At 33.0% G+C, this 20613-nt stretch carries 15 protein-coding genes; 4 read left to right on the forward strand and 11 right to left on the reverse strand.

Features of this window, described 5'->3' with window-relative positions:
• Nucleotides 1–226 precede the first annotated feature (226 nt).
• Nucleotides 227–1303: a tyrosine recombinase XerS gene (gene xerS / locus AC1Q8L_RS27195; protein WP_000386596.1), complete on the forward strand. Its 1077-nt coding sequence runs from the start codon at nucleotides 227–229 to the stop codon at nucleotides 1301–1303.
• A gap of 334 nt (nucleotides 1304–1637) precedes the next feature.
• On the opposite strand, the gene AC1Q8L_RS27200 is transcribed toward xerS, so the two are convergent.
• Nucleotides 1638–2843 carry a serine hydrolase domain-containing protein gene (locus tag AC1Q8L_RS27200; RefSeq protein ID WP_098312203.1) on the reverse strand — a complete coding sequence of 402 codons (1206 nt, stop codon included), beginning with the start codon at nucleotides 2841–2843 and terminating at the stop codon, nucleotides 1638–1640.
• Between the two features lie 150 nt (nucleotides 2844–2993).
• On the opposite strand from AC1Q8L_RS27200, the gene AC1Q8L_RS27205 reads away from it, so the two are divergent.
• The 3 genes from AC1Q8L_RS27205 to AC1Q8L_RS27215 all read left to right on the forward strand — a co-directional run bounded on the left by AC1Q8L_RS27205 (nucleotide 2994) and on the right by AC1Q8L_RS27215 (nucleotide 7445).
• On the forward strand, nucleotides 2994–3593 hold the full coding sequence (locus AC1Q8L_RS27205; protein ID WP_098312204.1) for a TetR/AcrR family transcriptional regulator: 600 nt from the start codon (nucleotides 2994–2996) through the stop codon (nucleotides 3591–3593).
• Nucleotides 3594–3905: 312 nt separating this feature from the next.
• Nucleotides 3906–4460: a recombinase family protein gene (locus AC1Q8L_RS27210; RefSeq protein ID WP_098312205.1), complete on the forward strand. Its 555-nt coding sequence runs from the start codon at nucleotides 3906–3908 to the stop codon at nucleotides 4458–4460.
• A 24-nt stretch (nucleotides 4461–4484) separates the two neighbouring features.
• The gene (locus AC1Q8L_RS27215; RefSeq protein ID WP_492339531.1) at nucleotides 4485–7445 is read left to right on the forward strand and encodes a Tn3 family transposase; all 2961 of its coding nucleotides are present in this window, start codon (nucleotides 4485–4487) and stop codon (nucleotides 7443–7445) included.
• A 1024-nt stretch (nucleotides 7446–8469) separates the two neighbouring features.
• Here AC1Q8L_RS27215 and rfbD read toward each other — a convergent pair.
• The 10 genes from rfbD to AC1Q8L_RS27265 all read right to left on the reverse strand — a co-directional run bounded on the left by rfbD (nucleotide 8470) and on the right by AC1Q8L_RS27265 (nucleotide 20597).
• Complete coding sequence (gene rfbD, locus AC1Q8L_RS27220) at nucleotides 8470–9318, reverse strand: dTDP-4-dehydrorhamnose reductase (RefSeq protein WP_098212070.1); 849 nt, start codon at nucleotides 9316–9318, stop codon at nucleotides 8470–8472.
• 45 nt (nucleotides 9319–9363) lie between these two features.
• Nucleotides 9364–10320 carry a dTDP-glucose 4,6-dehydratase gene (rfbB, locus tag AC1Q8L_RS27225; protein WP_151614270.1) on the reverse strand — a complete coding sequence of 319 codons (957 nt, stop codon included), beginning with the start codon at nucleotides 10318–10320 and terminating at the stop codon, nucleotides 9364–9366.
• Nucleotides 10317–10883, reverse strand: a complete 567-nt coding sequence (gene rfbC, locus AC1Q8L_RS27230) for a dTDP-4-dehydrorhamnose 3,5-epimerase (RefSeq protein ID WP_001226084.1) — start codon at nucleotides 10881–10883, stop codon at nucleotides 10317–10319. Before rfbC ends, rfbB begins: the two co-directional genes overlap by 4 nt.
• Nucleotides 10884–10908: 25 nt before the next feature.
• A complete protein-coding gene (gene rfbA, locus AC1Q8L_RS27235) occupies nucleotides 10909–11775 on the reverse strand; it encodes a glucose-1-phosphate thymidylyltransferase RfbA (RefSeq protein WP_098212065.1) in 867 nt (288 codons plus the stop codon).
• 124 nt (nucleotides 11776–11899) lie between these two features.
• A complete protein-coding gene (locus AC1Q8L_RS27240) occupies nucleotides 11900–14356 on the reverse strand; it encodes a beta-ketoacyl-[acyl-carrier-protein] synthase family protein (protein WP_492339532.1) in 2457 nt (818 codons plus the stop codon).
• A gap of 12 nt (nucleotides 14357–14368) precedes the next feature.
• Nucleotides 14369–15412, reverse strand: a complete 1044-nt coding sequence (locus tag AC1Q8L_RS27245; RefSeq protein WP_098212062.1) for an aminomethyltransferase family protein — start codon at nucleotides 15410–15412, stop codon at nucleotides 14369–14371.
• Complete coding sequence (locus AC1Q8L_RS27250; RefSeq protein ID WP_492339533.1) at nucleotides 15405–16709, reverse strand: DUF6365 family protein; 1305 nt, start codon at nucleotides 16707–16709, stop codon at nucleotides 15405–15407. Before AC1Q8L_RS27250 ends, AC1Q8L_RS27245 begins: the two co-directional genes overlap by 8 nt.
• Entirely contained in the window at nucleotides 16706–19822 is a 3117-nt protein-coding gene (locus AC1Q8L_RS27255) for a GNAT family N-acetyltransferase (protein ID WP_071714031.1), read from the reverse strand. Before AC1Q8L_RS27255 ends, AC1Q8L_RS27250 begins: the two co-directional genes overlap by 4 nt.
• Nucleotides 19819–20304: a 3-hydroxyacyl-ACP dehydratase FabZ gene (gene fabZ, locus AC1Q8L_RS27260; protein WP_151614267.1), complete on the reverse strand. Its 486-nt coding sequence runs from the start codon at nucleotides 20302–20304 to the stop codon at nucleotides 19819–19821. Before fabZ ends, AC1Q8L_RS27255 begins: the two co-directional genes overlap by 4 nt.
• The gene (locus tag AC1Q8L_RS27265) at nucleotides 20301–20597 is read right to left on the reverse strand and encodes an acyl carrier protein (RefSeq protein WP_071714030.1); all 297 of its coding nucleotides are present in this window, start codon (nucleotides 20595–20597) and stop codon (nucleotides 20301–20303) included. The genes fabZ and AC1Q8L_RS27265 overlap by 4 nt, the downstream gene beginning before the upstream one ends.
• Nucleotides 20598–20613: the final 16 nt, after the last annotated feature.

The following is a 20613-nucleotide window of genomic DNA, read 5'->3' on the forward strand; positions in this document are numbered from 1 at the left end:
TTACATACATTTATATGTAGTTTTTGCACTAATTTTTATGGTCTTATACAAATTTATCATTTAGTTAGCTATAATTTTCATTTGACTAACTACACATACCATTCAGTTTTGAGCATATTTTAGTATTCCATAATTTAATTATGTAAGTAAGTTTGTGTAAAAATTGAATTTTACGCGAACTTGCGTTCGTGTATTTTTCTGTTATAGTATATATGAGGTGATTTTTATGGATTACAGCAAGCAACGTCAAAAATCCGTACATCGTAAAAAATTATACGAGAATCTAAATGAAATGCCCTTTTACATAGAAGAATTTGTGGAGTACAAAGAATTGCATGATGCCTCTCCCTCCACCCTACTGAATTATGTATATGATTTTAGAGTCTTCTTTAACTGGCTATTATCTGAGCAAATTATTGAATTTAAGCCCATTAAAGACATATCCTTCTCTGATTTGGAGAATTTAAAGAAAAAAGATGTTGAGAACTTTATGAGATTTTTAAAACTACAACAAAACATGCAGAATTCCTCTGTTAATAGAAAAATTTCAGCCTTAAAGTCTTTATTCAAGTACCTTACTTCCCTATCAGAGAATGATGAAGGAGAATGTTATTTTTATAGAAATGTAATGGCCAAAATTGAAATACATAAAGATAAAGAAACATTAAATGCCCGTGCAAAACGTATGAGATCTAAGATATTTCATAATGATGACGATCAAGAATTTTTGAATTACGTTAAGTACGAACATGAAAAATCTTTAACAAAACATCAGTTGTTCTATTTTCTAAGAGACAAAGATCGTGATGTAGCTATCCTCTCCCTCTTTCTTGGTAGTGGTATTCGTGTAAGTGAATTAGCAGATCTTCGTATGGAGGATATAAACCTAAAAGAAAGACTAATTGATGTAATCCGCAAAGGAAATAAAGAAGATTCAGTATGGATTACCCCGATTGCATTGAATGATCTTGAAAAATATATGGAAATTAGAGATAACAAATATGCCCCAGGAAAAGAATTAAAAAATGTATTTTTATCGAAGTATAAACATACTGCTCAGCCACTTTCGGTTAGAGCTATCCAAGATATAGTAGAAAAATATACTAAGGCCTACGGTAAAAGAATGTCTCCCCATAAATTAAGACATACATTGGCAAACAAATTATATATGGAAGAAAAGGATTCATTACAAGTGATGCAGCAACTTGGGCATACCAGTCAAGATACAGCTTTGCTATATACACAACTTGGGGAAACAACTATTAAAGATAGTTTAGGCAGAATAGGAAAGAATAAAGAATAAGGGGTTAGCAATTTTGTATTGCTGAACTCTTATTCTTTTCCCTATCCAAAAACCAAAGGGTTTAAATATTATATATATTTCGCTTGAAATGAAGTTTTATTATATGAAAAATACATGATATAAATTTCACATTAATTAGTTTATGGGGTCCCGCCCACATTTTAACGAAAATATACGCTAAGCGAATGTCATCATAAAACGAGTCATCTTTTTTCTTAAAATAAAAAGATGACTCGTTCTATTTAAACTGTTGAATACTTAATGTTTATTTCACTATTCATAGCTAAAAACCGTATGAAATGAATATATCCCTAACTATTTTTACGTATTTTTTTCAGAGGCAACTGTATAAGGCTTTTCTTAGTGCGAGTTCTCTTGGTTCATTGGCCATGCCAAATCCATGTTTGTTCATCGCGTAAGCATAACCTAACTTTTCATCTGGATCGGCAAAACAGAATGATCCTCCTGCGCCTGGGTGACCAAAAGAGCTTTCACTTCGCCCGAATTTCATATCTGAAAAGTGTTTCCAAAATCCCAAAGAATAGGCTATGTTTATACAATTCACATGATCATAATACCCTGATGTCGGAGGGATAGCTCTTTTCCTTAATTCATTTATTGTTTCTTCCCTTAATCCGAGAGTTTTTGCACCACTGGCAAAAGCACCATAAATTTTTGCCATTGCTCTCACTTGCCCCACTCCATTTCCTGAAGGGAATTCTATAGATAAAATAGGACGATGATTAAAATTATCATTTGCTACGAATTTTTTTGGATCTACTAAACTTCTAGCTACTAATGACTTTGTATTAAGAAAACCAAGTAACATTTTTATAGGTAACTTTGTCATCCCCTTAAGTAACTGAATGGGGTGATTTATTCCTTCAATAGTTGTTATTTTCTCTTCAGAAATATCTTTAGGAAGACCAATATAAAACTCTGCCTTTAGTGGTTCTGCGATTTCTTCTTGAAAGAAATCTTTTAGGGTCCTATGTCTAGGGTCTGTTCTTTTAATCAGTTCTCCAATTAAGGTTCCAATTGTCCAGGCATGATAGCCTTGAATTTTCCCAACCTCCCATGCAGGTTTGCTTGCAGCAAGGGAATTTGATAGACGAGAGGTATCTAAGTCTTCTAACATATCAATTTTAAGTTCATTGAGAGGTGACAATCCAGCTTGATGTGCTAAGAGCTGTCTAACGGTTATTTTGTCTTTTCCATTCTGAGCAAACTCAGGCCAATATGAACACACTTTCTCATCATAGTTAATGTAACCTCTCGAATGCGCTAAACTTAAAGCCAATGCAGAAAAACCTTTTGTAGCTGAAAACACTTGAACAAGTGTATCTTTTTCCCATTCCGCACGAGTTTGTCGATCTCGATATCCACCCCATAAATCAACGACTGCTTCATTATTAATGTATACAGAAAAGGCCGCTCCAACTTCCCTTCTTTCACTAAAGTTTCTAATAAACTCATCCTTTACCAGTTCAAATCCCGGTGCAACAAATCCATGAATTAATATATTATTTTTTGTTGCCATGTCTTTTCCCCTTTATTTAGTATAATTTAACCTTTTATCACAGCTAACATTTATGTATTTACAAAATACAAATAATTCAATAAAATAAACCTATCAGATATTTGACTAAATGTCTATAAATAGTCAAATAAAAATAGGTGGGGATACATTATGGCAAGAATTTCATCTGAGCAGAGAAAACAGATACATGAAAATCTTCTCGTTAAGAGTAAAGAACTGTTTATTCAATATGGATTCTCTAAAACTAGTATTGATGACATAGTAAATGCATGTGGAATCGCAAAGGGTTCTTTTTATTCATATTATTCATCAAAAGAAGAGCTGTTTTACGCAGTATTGCGAAAAGAGGAAGAAGTAAAAAGTACAATTATTTCAGAAATTATGTGTGAGTCTCTACCACCAAAAGAACTTTTAATTCGTTTCTTTGAATTATCTTTTAAAACTATAGAACAAAACCCATTTTTACAAAGTCTTTATCAAAGAGGTGAATATGATCGAATTGTGAAAAGACTTCCTAAGGAACTTCTAGATAAACATGCAAATGAAGATTTAAATAGTTCTTTAGAGTTTGTGAAATTTTTACAGGAAAAAGGTGTTACAGAAGATGATCCCGAAGTACTTATTGGCCTTTTTCGGACAACCATACTTATTCCATTACATCGTCAAGAAATTGGAGAACCGACTTTTTCGAAGATGATGAAAAAGATGATTGAATGTTTATCAGAAGGTCTAACAAAACATAAAGAGTAATTTTCATCTATTATAAAGTTGCTACTTTTGGGCTTCCGTTTTCACTTCTATAAAAATTATGATTCAGGGATGTAAGCTTTCATATCGAAAGCTTAGTACTTTATTTTATTATCTAAAACATTGTTTATGGAACAGCAGATAAAAAATAAAGAAGTCTCAGAAACCTCCGTTTTTGAGACTTTTTTATTTTTTCTATTCGATGTTAAAAGAATGCTATATTTCCAGTCTCAAAACTTGTCTTAAAATCAAAATCTCATTATTCCTTTATCTTATGAGTTATGAGACAATACAAAAGAATATGGGGGTGATAATTTGTTAATTGGCTACGCTCGTGTATCCACACATGATCAAAATTTGGACTTACAGAAAGATGCTCTTATACAAGCTGGGTGCAAACGGATTTTTACTGATGTAGTAAGTGGAGCTACATCATCTCGCTCTGGATTAGATGAAGCTCTTGATTACGTACGCGAGGGCGATACATTAGTAGTTTGGAAATTAGATCGCTTAGGTCGTTCCCTTAAGCACCTTATTGAAACCATCAATATATTAAATGAAGAAGGAATTGCCTTTCGAAGTCTTCAAGAAAATATGGATACTTCTACAAGTGGAGGGAAACTCATTTTCCACGTATTCGGAGCATTAGCTGAATTTGAACGAGAAATGATTCAAGAACGTACACAAGCTGGATTGTCAGCAGCTCGTGCACGTGGTCGTCTGGGGGGGAGACCTAAAGTGATGGATACAACTCAGGTTTCTATGGCTAAATCTTTAATGAAGGATCCAAATTATTCTACTGAAGATATATGTAACACCTTAGGTGTTTCAAGAGCTACATTGTATCGATATCTGCAGAAAGCGAAATAACAAATACAAAGGGGATGGCTTCTAATGTATGTGAGAGTAAGAGAACTTCTTACAGCAGAAGAACGAAAGCAATATATGCAAATTCCCTCTGATATAAGCGAATGGATATTAAGTACATACTTTTCTTTCAGTCAGCATGATATCAAAATCATTAATCGCCATCGGAGGGACTATAATCGTCTAGGTTTTGCTATTCAATTAAGTGTTTTACGATATTCAGGATGGCCCCTATCTGATGTAGGAGATATTCCGAATGTCGTTTTAGAATTTGTAGCTACACAAATTGGTGTAAATACAGAAGATTGGGGACTCTATGCTCAACGAGATGCTACACGATATGAACATATAGAAGAGATTCGAAAAGAATACGGTTTTCGTAACTTTACAATTACTGACTATCGAAAGTTATCTAAATTTCTTCAACCACATGCATTAAATAATGGAAATACAACATATCTTATTGAAACAGCATTTCAAGAACTCCGTACTTGGAAGATTATACTTCCTTCGATGGCAATTATAGAACGAGCAATATGGGAAACACGTAAACGAGCAGAGAAAAGCATATTTAAGACGCTAACATCATCTTTAACCTTTTCACAAAAGGAAAAACTAAGTGGGTTGCTCCATTTCATGCCTAACTCTTCAAAAACTTATTTAGCTTGGTTAAAAGAAGTACCTGGGCAATTTTCACCAGAATCTTTTTTAAAGGTTATTGAGCGCTTAGAATACATAAAAGGACTACAGTTAAACATTAATACAAAAGGGATACATCCTAATCGACTACGACAACTATCTCGAATGGGAGCACGCTATGAAGCTTTCTCATTTCGAAGGTTTAAAGAGATAAAAAAGTATGCCATATTGGTGGCTTATCTATTCGATTTAACTCAGGACTTAATTGATCAAGCTTTTGAGATTCATGATAAACAAATGATGAATCTTCAATTAAAGGGAAGAAAGCAGCAAGAGGAGATCCATAAAAAAAACGGAAAAGCGCTAAATGAAAAAATTCTTCATTATGCAGACTTAGGAACTGCATTAATTAAAGCTAAAGAAGAAAATGTGAATCCTTTTGTGGTATTAGAAACAGTCATGCCCTGGGATAAATTTGTAGCTTCTGTAGAGGAAGCTAAACAACTGTCTCGACCTATAAATTATGATTATCTTGATTTATTAGAAAGCCGATACAATTACCTACGAAAATATACTCCTACATTACTTAGAGCCTTAGAATTTCAGTCTACAAATTATGCTAAGTCTGTATTAAACGCTTTAGACGTCATCCGTGAACTAAATGACTCAGGAAAACGTAAAGTATCACAAGGAGCCCCATTAGCTTTTGTTTCAAACAGATGGCAAAAACATATATACGACGAAGATGGAAACATTAATCGACATTTCTATGAATTAGCTGCATTTACCGAACTACGGAATTATGTACGTTCTGGGGATATTTCTATTGTGGGAAGCCGGCAGCATAAAGATTTTGATGAATACTTAGTACCATCTCAAGATTGGATTGATAGTAAAGAAATAGGGACACGTTTAGCAGTTGCTACACATGCCGATGAGTATATAGCGGAACGAACACAAACTCTATTAAAGCGAATTGAAACATTCTCTAACAATGCTCACTCACTAGATGGAGTTGATATTGACAAGGGAAACCTACACCTCCAGCGTTTGGAAAAGGATACTCCAGAGGAAGCCAAACAACTAAGTGCCAAGCTCTATCACATGTTACCTCGGGTTAAGCTTACAGACCTACTTCTAGAAGTAGCGAACTGGACAGGCTTCGAGCAACAATTTATTCACGCATCCACAAACAAACCACCTAAAGGGGAAGAAATCATTATTTCTCTTGCTTCACTTATGGCTATGGGAACAAATATTGGACTTACGAAAATGGCAGAGGCTACACCAAATATCTCTTATCATCAGTTAGCTAATGCAAGTCAGTGGCGTATGTACGATGATGCATTAAATCGTGCACAAGCAATATTGGTTAATTTTCAACATCGGCTACCCTTGGCTTCTTATTGGGGTGACGGTACTACTTCATCATCGGACGGAATGCGGGTTCAAATTGGGGTATCCTCTTTGAGTGCTAGCTCGAATCCACACTATGGATCTGGTAAAGGAGCGACTATATATAGATTCGTAAGTGATCAATTTTCTTCCTTTTACACAAAAGTTATTAACACGAATGCAAGAGATGCTATACATGTGATTGATGGGTTACTTCATCATGAATCTGATTTAATAATTGAAGAGCATTATACGGATACAGCCGGCTATACTGACCAAGTATTTGGCTTAACTCACCTGTTAGGATTCCGTTTTGCACCCCGATTAAGGGACTTATCGAGTTCTAAATTGTATACAATTGGTTCACCTAAAGATTTTTCAAATATAGAAGGTCTTATACGGGGACAAGTGAATATGAAATTGATCTATGAAAATTATGATGATGTTTTACGTATAGCCCATTCAATTCGAGAAGGAAAAGTGTCCGGTGCACTAATTATGGGAAAGTTAGGTTCTTATACTCGCCAGAATAAAGTAGCAAAGGCATTAAGAGAAATGGGTAGAATTGAAAAGACTATCTTTATTTTAGATTATCTTTCAGATAAAACGTTACGTAGAAAAGTTCAACGAGGATTAAACAAAGGGGAAGCAATGAATTCACTAGCAAGAGCAATCTTTTTTGGGAAACACGGTGAATTCCGTGAACGTGCTCTCCAAGATCAGTTGCAACGAGCAAGTGTATTAAGTATTCTCATTAATGCCATCATTATATGGAATACCGTATATTTAAGCAAAGCTGTAGAAATGTTAAGAAGTACGCATGGTTTTAACGAAGAACTATTAAAACATATCTCACCACTAGGATGGGAGCATATCAACTTTTTAGGTGAGTATCGATTTAATATGAAAGATACTACAACGTTAGAATCTCTTCGTCCTTTACAACAAGTCTAAAAATAAGAGCCGGATTTTTCTTAGAGTAGAAAATCCGGCTCATTTTTTGTCGAAATTTGCTTAGAGTATATTTTCGTTAAAATGTGGGTGGGACGCCTTTATAAAAACATTTCATAAATCCATGAACCTCCAGCTATATTAGAATGTGCTGATCGAATTGGGATTTGAAAGTTCACTAGATTGGAACATTCAATCGAATCCAACTATGCTAAAATAATTAATGTAAGCGGTCAACCTCTCAGTGAATGCGTAACGGATTGTGTTTCAATTTAGTATTTGATCTTCATTACCCACAAAAAAGCCACTAAAGTAAGCGGCTTTTTTTGTTTTGAAGCTATTAATTTAGAGTGACAGGTTTGCTGTTATAAACCGCAGAGTATAATTTAATAAAAATGCTTAAAAACTTTTGACTAGATTCTTTGTAATTCCCTCTTCTAACATAATATTCCATTGAAATCAAATAATTAAATAAATTGGAAAGGTTCTGGAGCTATCTACCTTCACGAAAGTTTAGGAGGGAATCTACTGGTGAAAAATTATAATCTTTAATTATTAATATTTGTTACATAATAAGCTTTTCAAATTATTAAAGCATTACTCCTGTGATTTCAATGTTTATACATGTTTAAATTGTTTTTACGCCATAATTGTTTTTTCTGTTTGATTCTTTGAGGGAAACTAATTCAAATACTAATTATTAATTTATGCCCATCTGTAATAATGAATTAATTACATAATAGGTATTATCTAAATCTATTCAAACTTGAAAGTTCACTAGATTGGAACATTTATTTGAATGCAACTATGCTAAAATAGTGAATGTACCGTTAATCTTTCAGCGAATGTATAATGGCTTTTGTTACGATTTAATGTATAGTTGTAAAATAAAAAACCACTACTTTAAGTAGTGGTTTTTTATTTTACAGTTAATACTTTATAAACGACAAATTTCTAAAAAATTCAACTGCAACTTACTAAAAAATAATGCTATATTTACTGGCTAATTTTATATAAATTAAAATGATTATCTACTATTAAATTGTTCCTTATACTCTTTTAATGCTTCTTTCCAATGTCTTAATGGTTTTAATCCATTCAGGATAATGCAATCTTTGCTTAACACTGAGTATTTAGGTCTATTGGCTATTTGCGGGAATTCTTCCGTCATTAAGGGAATTATATTTATGTCTTTATTGAAGCCTTTAAAAAATTCAACTGCAAACTCATGCCATGAACATATTCCTTCGTTTGTCACATGATATAATCCGTATTGATCCGTCTCTATTAACTCTTCAATAAAATTTGCTAAATCTAGTGCATAGGTAGGTGAACCAAACTGGTCAGATACCACGCGGACTTCACCGTATAGATTTGCTATTTTTCTTATCTTAGCGATAAAGTGACCGTCTCCCTTTCCAAATATCCACGAAGTTCTTATAATAAAATGCTTATTCGTGTATTTTGTTACTAAATGTTCTCCAGCCAATTTTGTTTCTCCATATATATTTAATGGATTAGGATGATCCACAAGATTGTATGGTGTATGCTTTTCGCCATCAAACACATAATCCGTACTAATATATACAAATTTACATTTTATTCTTCCTGCAGCTTGAGCAATATACTTGGTACCTAATACATTTACTTCATATACCAATCCTTTATTTTTCTCTGCCCCATCTACATTTGTAAATGCTGCACAGTGTACAATTACATCTGGCTTTAACCTATCAAGATAAGAGCTAACTCTTATTTTATTTGTAATATCTAACGTGGTACGATTCACACCATATAGCTCATGATGTGTTCTGCTGAGTACTTGCATTAAAGTTTGTCCTAGTTGTCCATCTACTCCCGTTATCAGTATCTTCATTTTAAAATTCCTCGTTTAACTTATGTAATTTTTAGTTAATAAAATTCATTCCCACCACGTACGGTTATCTATATACCACTTAATTGTTTGGGTAAGTCCATCATCAAATAGATAGTGTGGTGTCCAACCTAATTCTTCTTTCAACTTAGTAGCATCCATGGCGTAACGTCTATCATGTCCTAAGCGATCTGAGGTAAATGTAATTTGCGATTGATCTTTATTTAGGAATTTGAGTACTTTTTGTACAATATCTAGATTTGTATATTCATTATCTCCTCCGATATTATAAATGTGCCCATCTGCTCCACCATGCAGAACTAAATCAATAGCTACACAGTGATCCTCTACATGAAGCCAATCTCTTATATGTAATCCATCACCGTATAGAGGAATATTTTTATTATTTAACGCATGAGTTATTGTTAATGGTATTAATTTTTCCGTGAACTGATAGGGACCATAATTATTGGAACAACGAGTTATATTCATAGGTAAACCGAATGTCTCATGATACGCTCGTACCATTAAGTCCGCACTAGCTTTACTTGCACTATAAGGACTATTAGGAGCTATTATTGAATGCTCTGTAAACGCACCCGTTTGAGATAATGTCCCATATACTTCATCTGTAGAAATTTGTACAAACTTTTTCACTTTTGTTTTATATGCTGAGTGTAATAAGGCTTGTGTACCTAATATGTTAGTTTGGACAAAGATATGGGGATTTTTAATACTTCTATCAACGTGAGATTCTGCTGCGAAATTTAATACATAATCAAATTTCTCTTTTTTAAATAGCTTATCTATGAATATTTCATTTGAAATATCCCCTTTGATGAATTTATAATTTTGATTTAGTGATATTTCCTTTAAATTAAATAAATTTCCTGCATATGTTAATAAATCTACATTTACAATTTGGTATTGAGGATATTTCTTTAACATATACCGAATAAAATTACTACCAATAAATCCTGCCCCACCCGTTATTAATAATTTCAATTAAAATCATCTCCATAAACAAAGTTGACATTAGTATCTTTTAATCTAGGTAGTTTTTTATCTTTCTCTGATAAAATTGGTTGATTAGTTGGCCATAAAATCCCTATTGTTTCATCATTCCATAGAATTCCCTCTTCATGGTTAGGTGAATAATACTCATCTACTTTATACTGGACAATAGTATTAGGTTCTGTAGTACAAAAACCATGAGCAAACCCTTTAGGAACGGTAAGTAGACGGTTATTATACTCATTTAAAATTGTTCCGAACCATCGTCCATACGTTGGGGAGCCCTTTCGGATATCTACAACTACATCGTAAATAGAACCAGAAATGCAGCTCACTACCTTCATTTGGGCTTTAGGATTCAACTGATAATGCAGCCCACGTATCGTGCCTGTGTGAACAGATAATGATTGATTATCTTGTACAAAGTCTCCCTGTATATCTAAGAGTTCAAATTTTTTCTTATTACATGTTTCAATGAAGTAACCACGTTTGTCACTGCATTTATCAAGCTCTATAATAAAAACACCATCTAATGCTGTATGAATTTTACGCATTCTTCTCTCTCCATTCATTTAAATGCTATTGATGGGCAACCCTTAATAAATATCGGCTGTATTGATTTTCCTTTACCGAATTTGCCATTTTTAATAGTTGCTGCTTGGTTATATATTTCTTTTTAAATGCAATTTCTTCTAAACAAGCTACTTTTAAACTCTGTCTTTTCTCAATTGTCTCTATAAATTGTGCTGCTTCTAATAATGATTCGTGTGTACCTGTATCCAGCCATGCATAGCCTCTTCCCAATAATTCAACTTCTAATTCTCCCATTTCAAGATATTCTTTGTTTATATCTGTTATCTCTAATTCCCCACGATTAGATGGTTTAATATTTTTTGCTATTCCTATCACACGTTTATCATAAAAATACAGGCCAGTTACTGCATAGTTTGATTTTGGTTCCTTTGGCTTTTCCATGATATCAATCACATGCTTTTTAGAATCAAACTCTACTACCCCAAAGCGCTCTGGATCATTGACATAATAACCAAAAACTGTAGCTCCCCTAGTCTTCTTAACAGCCTTTTCTAGTAATTCTGTTAGTCCATGACCATAAAAGATATTATCGCCAAGAATTAAAGCTACATTATCATTTCCAATAAATTCCTCAGCTATAATAAATGCTTGTGCTATACCTTCTGGATAAGGCTGAACAGTATATGAAAGGGTAATTCCATATTTTGAACCATCACCTAACATTTGCTCAAATTTATTAATATCTTGTGGCGTTGAAATAATTAGTATCTCTCTTATACCCGCCAACATTAGTACTGATAAAGGATAATAAATCATGGGTTTATCATAGATAGGTAATAATTGCTTTGATACAATTTGGGTAAGGGGGTACAATCTAGTACCGTTTCCACCTGCAAGAATGATACCTTTCATGGCATTATGCTCCTTCATAGTTTTTCTGATATGCTCAATTAAGAGCTTAAGCTTTAAAAACTATATAGCTTATTTTGCAGGAGACCGATACATACTTAATAAAAGTGGCCTCCTACATAAATAATTAATTTAAATATTTTCCTATTACAACAGAATTATAATTACCACCATAAGAATATGTACTAATTAAGGCATTGCTCACCGGAGCCTTACGAGGATTTTCTGTGACGAGATCTATTCTTCCTCTATGACTCTTTACATTTTGCGTAGCTGGTATTTCACCATCAAATGCACATATTACACTAATGAGAGAAAGAAGGCCTGAAGTTGCATGAGTTTCCCCAAAGATAGATTTTGTGGCACTAACAGGAGCCCCGATACCGAATGTACGTTCTATAACTCTCTCTTCAATACGGTCAAAATATTTATGACCATTGGCAGCTGCACAAATATATTCTATCTCTCCTGGAGAAATCATCGCCTCTTTCATTGCTAAACGCATAGATTCCTCCCATGCCTTTCCTAGATGATTTAAGTCCCCAATTTTACTGTCATCAGATGTTAATCCAAAACCTTTAATTTCAGCTAAAATATTACCATTTCTTTTTAACGCTGCCTCCTCACTTTCTACAATAAAGGCAACGCTCCCTTCACCAAGTATGGTACCGCTACTATTACAATCAAAAGGCCTTATATTCTCAGTTGTTAAGTACCTTTTTATTTTTGAGTGTCCCTCTATTATTGGATTATTTACTTCATCTGCCGTTACCACAATGAATGTGTCATAATCACTAGATTGAATCATGGCATAGGCATAGTACAGTGCACTAATACCAGAAACCCCACCACATGAAATAGTTGAAGTAGGCCCTTTTATTTTAAAGTTTAATGAAATATGTCCAGCTGCTGCGTTCATAACTGTGTTTGGAAATAATTTAGCATTGGCGGCCTTAACACCCTCTTGGATAATAATTCGGTTAAATGATTCTACCGTTCCAACTGGTCCTGTACCAGTTGCAAAAATAATTCCTATCTTGTCCCTATTGTTTTTATCTATCTTTAAGTTCCCGTTTTCTATAGCCATTTTCACTGACAATACTGCATGTTTGCTAATTGAATCCATCTTCCTTAATAAATTAGGATGTATTAGCCTTCGATAGTTTTGTTCTGGTATTTTCCCGGCTTGTATGCACTTAGGATTGTCGTTCCAATGTTTAATCTTTGAGGTACCACTCTTTCCCTTAAACATACAATCTTTAATTTCTTGAAGGTTTGAAGAATTCCCAGCAAGTCCCCCTACACCAGTAATTACGACTTTTTTTTCTTTAATTAGCTTTTCCTTTGCCGCTGATAACTCAAGGTTCTCATTGTACTTACAGAATAAGATACTTGCATTGTTTCCACCGAAAGCAAATGAATTTGATAGTACATAACTCAAATCACTTACCCTACCTATGTTAGGTACAAAATCTAGATTAAACTTTTGACTTTCAACTTCAAAGTTTATAGTTGGAGGTAAATATCCATGTTGAATAGCAAGAATACTTGTTACTGCTTCCGCCGCCCCTGCTGCTCCTAACATATGTCCTATCATTGATTTAGTTGAAGAAACTGGTGTCTTATTTTCATTAATTAATGTACGAATTGCTTTTGGCTCTGATACATCATTTGCTGGTGTACCTGTACCATGTCCATTGATATAGCTTACTTCCTTAGCATCTATGCTGGCTTTTTTTAAAGCACCTCGCATGGATCTCAAAGCACCTTCCCCACCTGGATCTGGTGCTGTCTGATGATATGCATCTGAAGATAAATCGTAATCTACTACTTCAGCTAGGATATTTGCACCCCTTTTAATCGCATGATCTAATGATTCCAAAACAAGAATAGCTGCACCTTCTCCGATTACCACGCCATTACTCTTGCTATAGGGCGATGGTGGCGTTGGTGCTAGTGCTTGTAAACTATTAAAACCACTCATTGACAATTTAGATAAGGGATCTACACCACCGGTTATCATGATATCTGCTTTGTTATTTCGAATTGTATCCAGCGCAAATCCAATTGAATTTGTACCAGCGGCACATGCATTCGAAATAATCATTTTTGGCCCTTTTATTTTTAAATCTCGCGTAATATTGTCACAGGGCGTATGGATTGGATACTTAAAAAGTAACGTTTCATCTGCTTTTTCAATTCCATCTTTAATCCACTGATTATGAAATTCTTCCCCGCTCAACATGCCTCCTAAAGATGTGCCTAATGATATTCCAATTCGGTATGGATTAAAGTTTTCTATTTTTAATTTTGCGTTTTCTACCGCTTCTCTTGCCGCCATGACACCTAATTTTCCACAGCGATCCATATCCTTTATTTCATCCTTAAAGAAGTAATCATCTACCTGAAGGTTTTCAATCTCTCCACCATAATCTGTTACCATTTCAGCCATATCGATATTTTGGATTACTTTAATACCAGATTTCCCAGATTGAATATTATCCCAAAATTCTTTTACACTATTTCCGTTTGAACAAATAATTCCCATGCCAGTTACGACGATTCGTTGATTATTCATGTTCATATGCCATCACCTTTACAGTATTTTGATTGACCATGATTTAGGTAGAATATATGGTGAGGACTGAGTATGTGCCTCATACAAAGCATTTTCTTTATTTTTCACATAAAATCCAATTCCTGAAACAGCAAATGGTTCGTCTAATAAAGCAATTCCGAGTCTCATGTCTAATACAGGACTTTCTTTAAGTTCAATAACTTTACCAATTAATTGTTCCTCTATAAAAATTTCATCATTAACTGTAATTCTGCTCTCTATTCCTGTCGTGAATCCCACAATTCTTTTATTTACGCCAGCTTCAGATTGCTGTTCTAAGGATTCTCTCCCATAAAATTCATCTTTATAAAAATCAATAAACCATTCTAAACTAGCTTCGAAAATATTTAGTTCTTCTAAATGTTTAAATTCAAAATATGGATGTCGAATTTCTAACATTAACGTCTCTAATGTTTCCCAATCCACTCTTTTTAAGTTAATATCGTCATCTTTAAAAGAATTTATGGTTTCAACTACTATTGGTTCCAAGTATTTTTCAAACAATAATTGATAACCATACTCTGCTGTTACACCTGTTCTTGCCAATAGAATTTCCTTTCCAAATAATTGATTTAACACAAACGATTGAAATGGTAGTGATGATATTTCGAAATCTAAAAATTTTTGAGCTAATCTCCATGCATAAGGTCCTTCAAATCCAAGGAGAGAATGCGTTTGACTTATATCTATAATCTCAATGCCATTTGTCTTTTGATTTTCTAACCAAGCTAGTACAGTACCCTTTTTATGCGCTGTAGTAATAATTGTAATAGAATCCTCATTTTTAAATAGATTAATTATATCGATTACAGTCCCATCTTCTTGTAACAATAAGGTAAAGAGTGTAGTTTCTTCTTCCATAAACATAATATCTTTCGTAACTAAACGATCTAGGAATTCTACATGATCCTCCCCTTTTACAACAATTCTTCCTGTTTCTGATAAATCTATTACACCTATTCCGCTACGTACTGCATCATATGCTTCATTTTTCTCTTTTTGTATATTAATTTGATTACTCATGATTAAGTGCCCCCAATTCTCTCTTTATCACATCATTTATTGTCGGTAAATTACAGACATTATCTATATAAAGTTGTTGCATTTTCTTTAATTTATCAATCTCATTTTTGCTATACAGCATATTAAATATTGTTTGACTAGTTTCCTTTAAATCAAAAATTTCACAAGTATACACACATTTAAAATAATCATTTTGCTCCATCAATGGAGCTAATTCTTTATGCCATCCATTTGGAAATACAAGAAATGGATAAAGTCCATTAGGTATTATATAATTCCATTTGTCTATAATGCTTCTTAAGGTAGGTTTAAAGCTATCTCTTTGAGCCCTTAACTCTTCATTTCCCATATGGTTTACAAGACTAATCACAGGTATTTTTCCAAATACCGCTTTTCCCATTGAGCAGGATGTAATATTATCGGTGATAAATAAATCACACGATAATATTAGTTGCTCGTATTCTTCCAAATGAAGAAATGGTAGTGAAACAAATTCTATTTTCCCTCCATTTTTCATAGAAACAAATTTAGTCTTATCTGAAACCCCAATAAATTTAATACATGTATCACTCGGAAAGTCCTGAAGATATAGACTTAATAGTTCTTGTAATACAAATTCATAGCTAAACTTTGCATCATTGTACTGTTTCTTCTCCATGAGCCTCATTTTTACTAATAAGTTGGCCCATGATGATTTTGCAATCATAATTAACTTATCTTGTTCTCTACAACCAAGTTGTGCTCGTATTTTCATTTTTCTCTCTTCATCTACTTGTAAAGCTTCTTTATACAACTTGACAGAAACAATCTTCTTATTATCTTGTTTATGACTATTCACTGGACACGTTCTAATTAGCTTAAATTGAGACGGGATTTTAGGCAGTTCAATCACTGACCTTTTCTTTAAGCTATTGTAGTTTGCATTTTTAAATAGTTTATTTTCTAATAATCTGTCCTCACTACCCCAAGCTAAAGAATCAATAGAGAAGCAAGGTATGTGTAGGTTAAATAGATAATCAAGATCAATAATTGGAGACTCTAAAAATAAATTATGGTAATCAGCTAAAACAATTGCATCAGGCTGAAAAGAATTAATTATCTGTTTAATAACCTCTTTTTGTTTTAGCCCCTTTGTTAGTGATGTAACATTGGCTACAGATTTACTGGCATACCATGAGAATTTTTCGCTTGTTAAAAAATAAACTTCCCCGTCTTTTTGAATTTGTTTAGCTAGACATAAGGCATTATGCAACTCACCAATGCTAAAATGACTAGGTGCAATAAACAATACTTTCATGTCTTATTCCCCTCTACTAAAATTTGCGAAAAGTATTCACTATCAAGTAAAGTTTCTCCAACTGCAATATTAAAGCGAATATCTCCATCATTAAACTCATTCTGATTACCATATATTCCGATTTGTATCCCTTTTTTGGGCCATTCGTATATAAAACATTTTGTACTATGTGATAATGCTAAAATAGATACAAATAACCCATTAGATAATTCGAGAATTACCTTATTATCTAAATAAATCTTTCTTTGTTTGCCATTTGGTATTAACGTGTTTTGCTCTCCATTCTGCCAATAATACATCTTTTTAATTTTTGTTTTTCCTTTTTTCTCCCAGAATAAGTGAAAGACACTAGTTTTTATTTTATCTTTCTGTAGGCTTTTCAATTGTATTTGTAAAACAGGTAGATCATATACAGTTGTATATTTAACTTTCCACTCATCAGATTGACAGAAAATCTGATTAATAAATTCCTTATATGTATTTTCCGTTGCTACTACTGAATGATTACTTTTATTGAGATATATTGAATTAATGCTCAAATCTTTCCTACAATCTGGAGTATAAGAGTTAGCTGTTGGTATCATTACACCGGGTAAAAAATTATAAGAACTTAATACTGAGTTTTCTTTTAAAATCTCTTTATCTTTATACATAAATTCCGTTATTTTACTACTTTGGTTTACTTTAATCTTTAAATTTAGTACATTATTTTGAACTAGATATTCTTGTTTTTTTTCGCTATATGTTAATTTATTTCTTCCTTTAAGGAAAAGATATATTTTTTTAGTTATCGCATTTCTATTTAATTCATCTTGATACGTAAGTACGGCATAATGTGCTTTTGACCAATTAACCTTTCCACTAAATTCAAAATTAAAATTGCTTATAGATTCTATGTCTTGTATAAACAATTGTTGTTCGTAAGATGTCTGAGGGAAAAACAATGTTAATTTCCCCTTTAATATGGAAGAAAATAAGTTTTTTAGACTTCCATGAATATGAAATTCCCCGTTTTCATTTATAATATGAAATTGGTCAGTCTCAATTGAGTACGGAATCTTATTAGATATGAACTTGGATGTATGACTAGTAATATCGTTATAGATTTCTTCCACTTCATCTTTGCTATCATGGGAACATAAAGTATAATAGTGCGTTTTTGTTATACATTTTTCTTTATCATTCCGTTTAAATATTACCGCTGGCATCCATCTTAATCCAAATAGGATACGCTCTATATTCCCTTTCCATATAAATCCAACATTAATATTTTGAGATTCAAACAATGTATAATTTCGCTCATACATGTTTGGGTGACTAGGTAGATCAAATTGATTTACAAATTCATAGTCATGTAGTGCATATGGATACTCACCATATACCATAGGTTTAGAAACTAGCCCACTCTTTAGTGGTACCGTCATTTTCGCATCATATAGCATGCACCAAGGATATATTTTTATATATTTTCCTTCCTGTGCGAAATCATTTATTTGAACTATCTTATCTGACAAAAAACAAATGCTTCTCTTTAATCCTGTGGCCTCATGAATAATTTCAAAACATGAATCAGATGTTATTTCCCATGACAGCTCATTTACTTTCGGCTCTTTTACTGCATTTAAAAATGGATAATCTAGATCTGGCCATGCTTCTTTTGCCAATAATTGCTGCTTTCTAAGGTCATATATATATAAACAACCAGTACTTTTACTTATTTGTACGGTTATATACATATTTTCTAGAACTAAGTATTCTTTTGTTTCATAAACATGATTTTTCCCATGCGCATGAATCGGAATTATTGCCTTTAATTCCCCAATATTTTTATTTTGATGACTAACAGTCGAAAATGTCATATTAGTGATACCAATTTTTTTAGGATTCAATACAATAATATGATCCTTTATTTCACTCGGCTCTATGATACAGATTTGGTGTTTTTCTAGCGGTTTGAAATCTAGTATTTTCGAGTTTTCTTGTTGAATAAGTAGTTTGTAAATTAATCTATCTAAAGAATTATTTTTTACATTAACGATACATGCAGATTCTTTTCCATTAATTAACTTAGGATAATTAGCAACATTTACTTCTAACGGATTTGCTATGGTTACTCCAAAATGAACAGATAATTCTAGTTCTTTTGCTTTTAACTTAGTAACAAGCTCTCCCTCTATTTCCTTATTTACTGTTATAACTTCTTCCCACTCGTACTTTTTATTTGGATAAAAAGTTTTCTTTAAATCAATTAAGTAATCGTCCCCTATCTTCGATGTAATACTAACTTCAATAGGATTTGAAAAATGATTTTCATATACATAACAGATATGAATCTTCTCTCCAACAATTAAATTGTTTCCTTCTAAAATATAACTAGTGAATCTTACTTGTTCTGTTTCTACCTCAGTAATTTTTTCACTTTTTATATCCACCCAACAATTCACATCTTTTGCTCCAAGATTAATAGCATATTTTACAACTTCAACTCCATTTTTTGTTATGGCGTTACTCTGAATAGAACGTAAGGATTTCAATCCCCTAACTGTTTTCCAACCTCTAGATAACCATATATCTTGGTCACTTTTTGAAATAATCGGTTTAAATGCATCTAACAGATAACTAATAACATAAGGTAAATAGCTCCTTAAATTCAAGTAGCCATCATAGTCTATATACGACCTACTTGTTTGATATAACCCCACTCTTTTATAGAGTGCCATGGCTACTTTATCATCCGGATTCACTTCTGTATCAATATACTTAATATCTTGTTGAATAAGATTTTTAATTGCATAAGCAAATAATTTATCTGGTATATTTCCCGAACGAAATTCTGGATGGATTAAAAAGAATCCTGCCCAGGTTCCATCTGAAACTGCTGCTCTTTGACCTGACAAACTAGAAAATAATAAGGTGGCTATAATTTCATTTTCATATTCAGCAATTAAATATAACTGTATCTTCCGCTCTCGAAATAATTGCTTGATGTCTTGCTTATTTAAGGGATACCCATATTTAATAGGTCCATATTGATATTTATTATAAAAGTGAGCTAACTTTTCACTATCTGCCTCTGTACACTCACGAACTTGAACATCTATACCATGGATCATATTTCCTCAACTCTTTTAGAAACTTGAATACTACCAGTAGCAACTTTCTTTTTATCTACATAAGCCGTGATTTCTACTTGTGAGATTACCCCAAGTGATCTTCCAATTTGGACATGTAATTCTAGCTGGTCTCCTGGTACTACAGGTTTTAAAAATTTCATATTACGTACAGAAACTAAATAACCCACATATGAACTCGGATCTATTTTAGGTGAACATGCGCCATGTGCATCTATTTTTGCTAGTTCTCCTGTAACATAAACAACAGCCGTCATTTGTGCCAAAGCCTCAATAATTAACACTCCAGGCATAATTGATTCATTTGGAAAGTGCCCTTCAAAAAAGGGTTCACTTATTGTTACATTTTTAATACCAATTCCACTCTTTCCTGGCTCAAGTTGAATAACTCTATCTAAGAAAAGGAATGGCCATTTATGTGGTAAGATATTTCGGATTTGATCTGCATTTAATACCGGTCTCACTTCACATCATCCTCCCTATTTTCTTCAATAAAATCAGCAATTTTATTAATGGAACCCAGTACTGCCATATTCTCGTCATACACTGCAACTCCAAATTCCTCTTCAATTGCCAGAAATAGCTCTAATGCATCCAAGGAGTCCACTCCTAAGCCTCTTCCGAATAATGGCTGATCATCAGTAATGAAATGCGGTTCGACTTCTAAATCTAATCTCTCAGTAATAATTTCTTTAATTCTAGTAGTTAATTGTTTTCTTTTTGCAGCAATAATTTTTGTTTCTACATACGTAAACATCTGTTTTCCCCATTTC

It is taken from the genome of Bacillus sp. GW823-FHT06A11 (genome assembly GCF_058795355.1).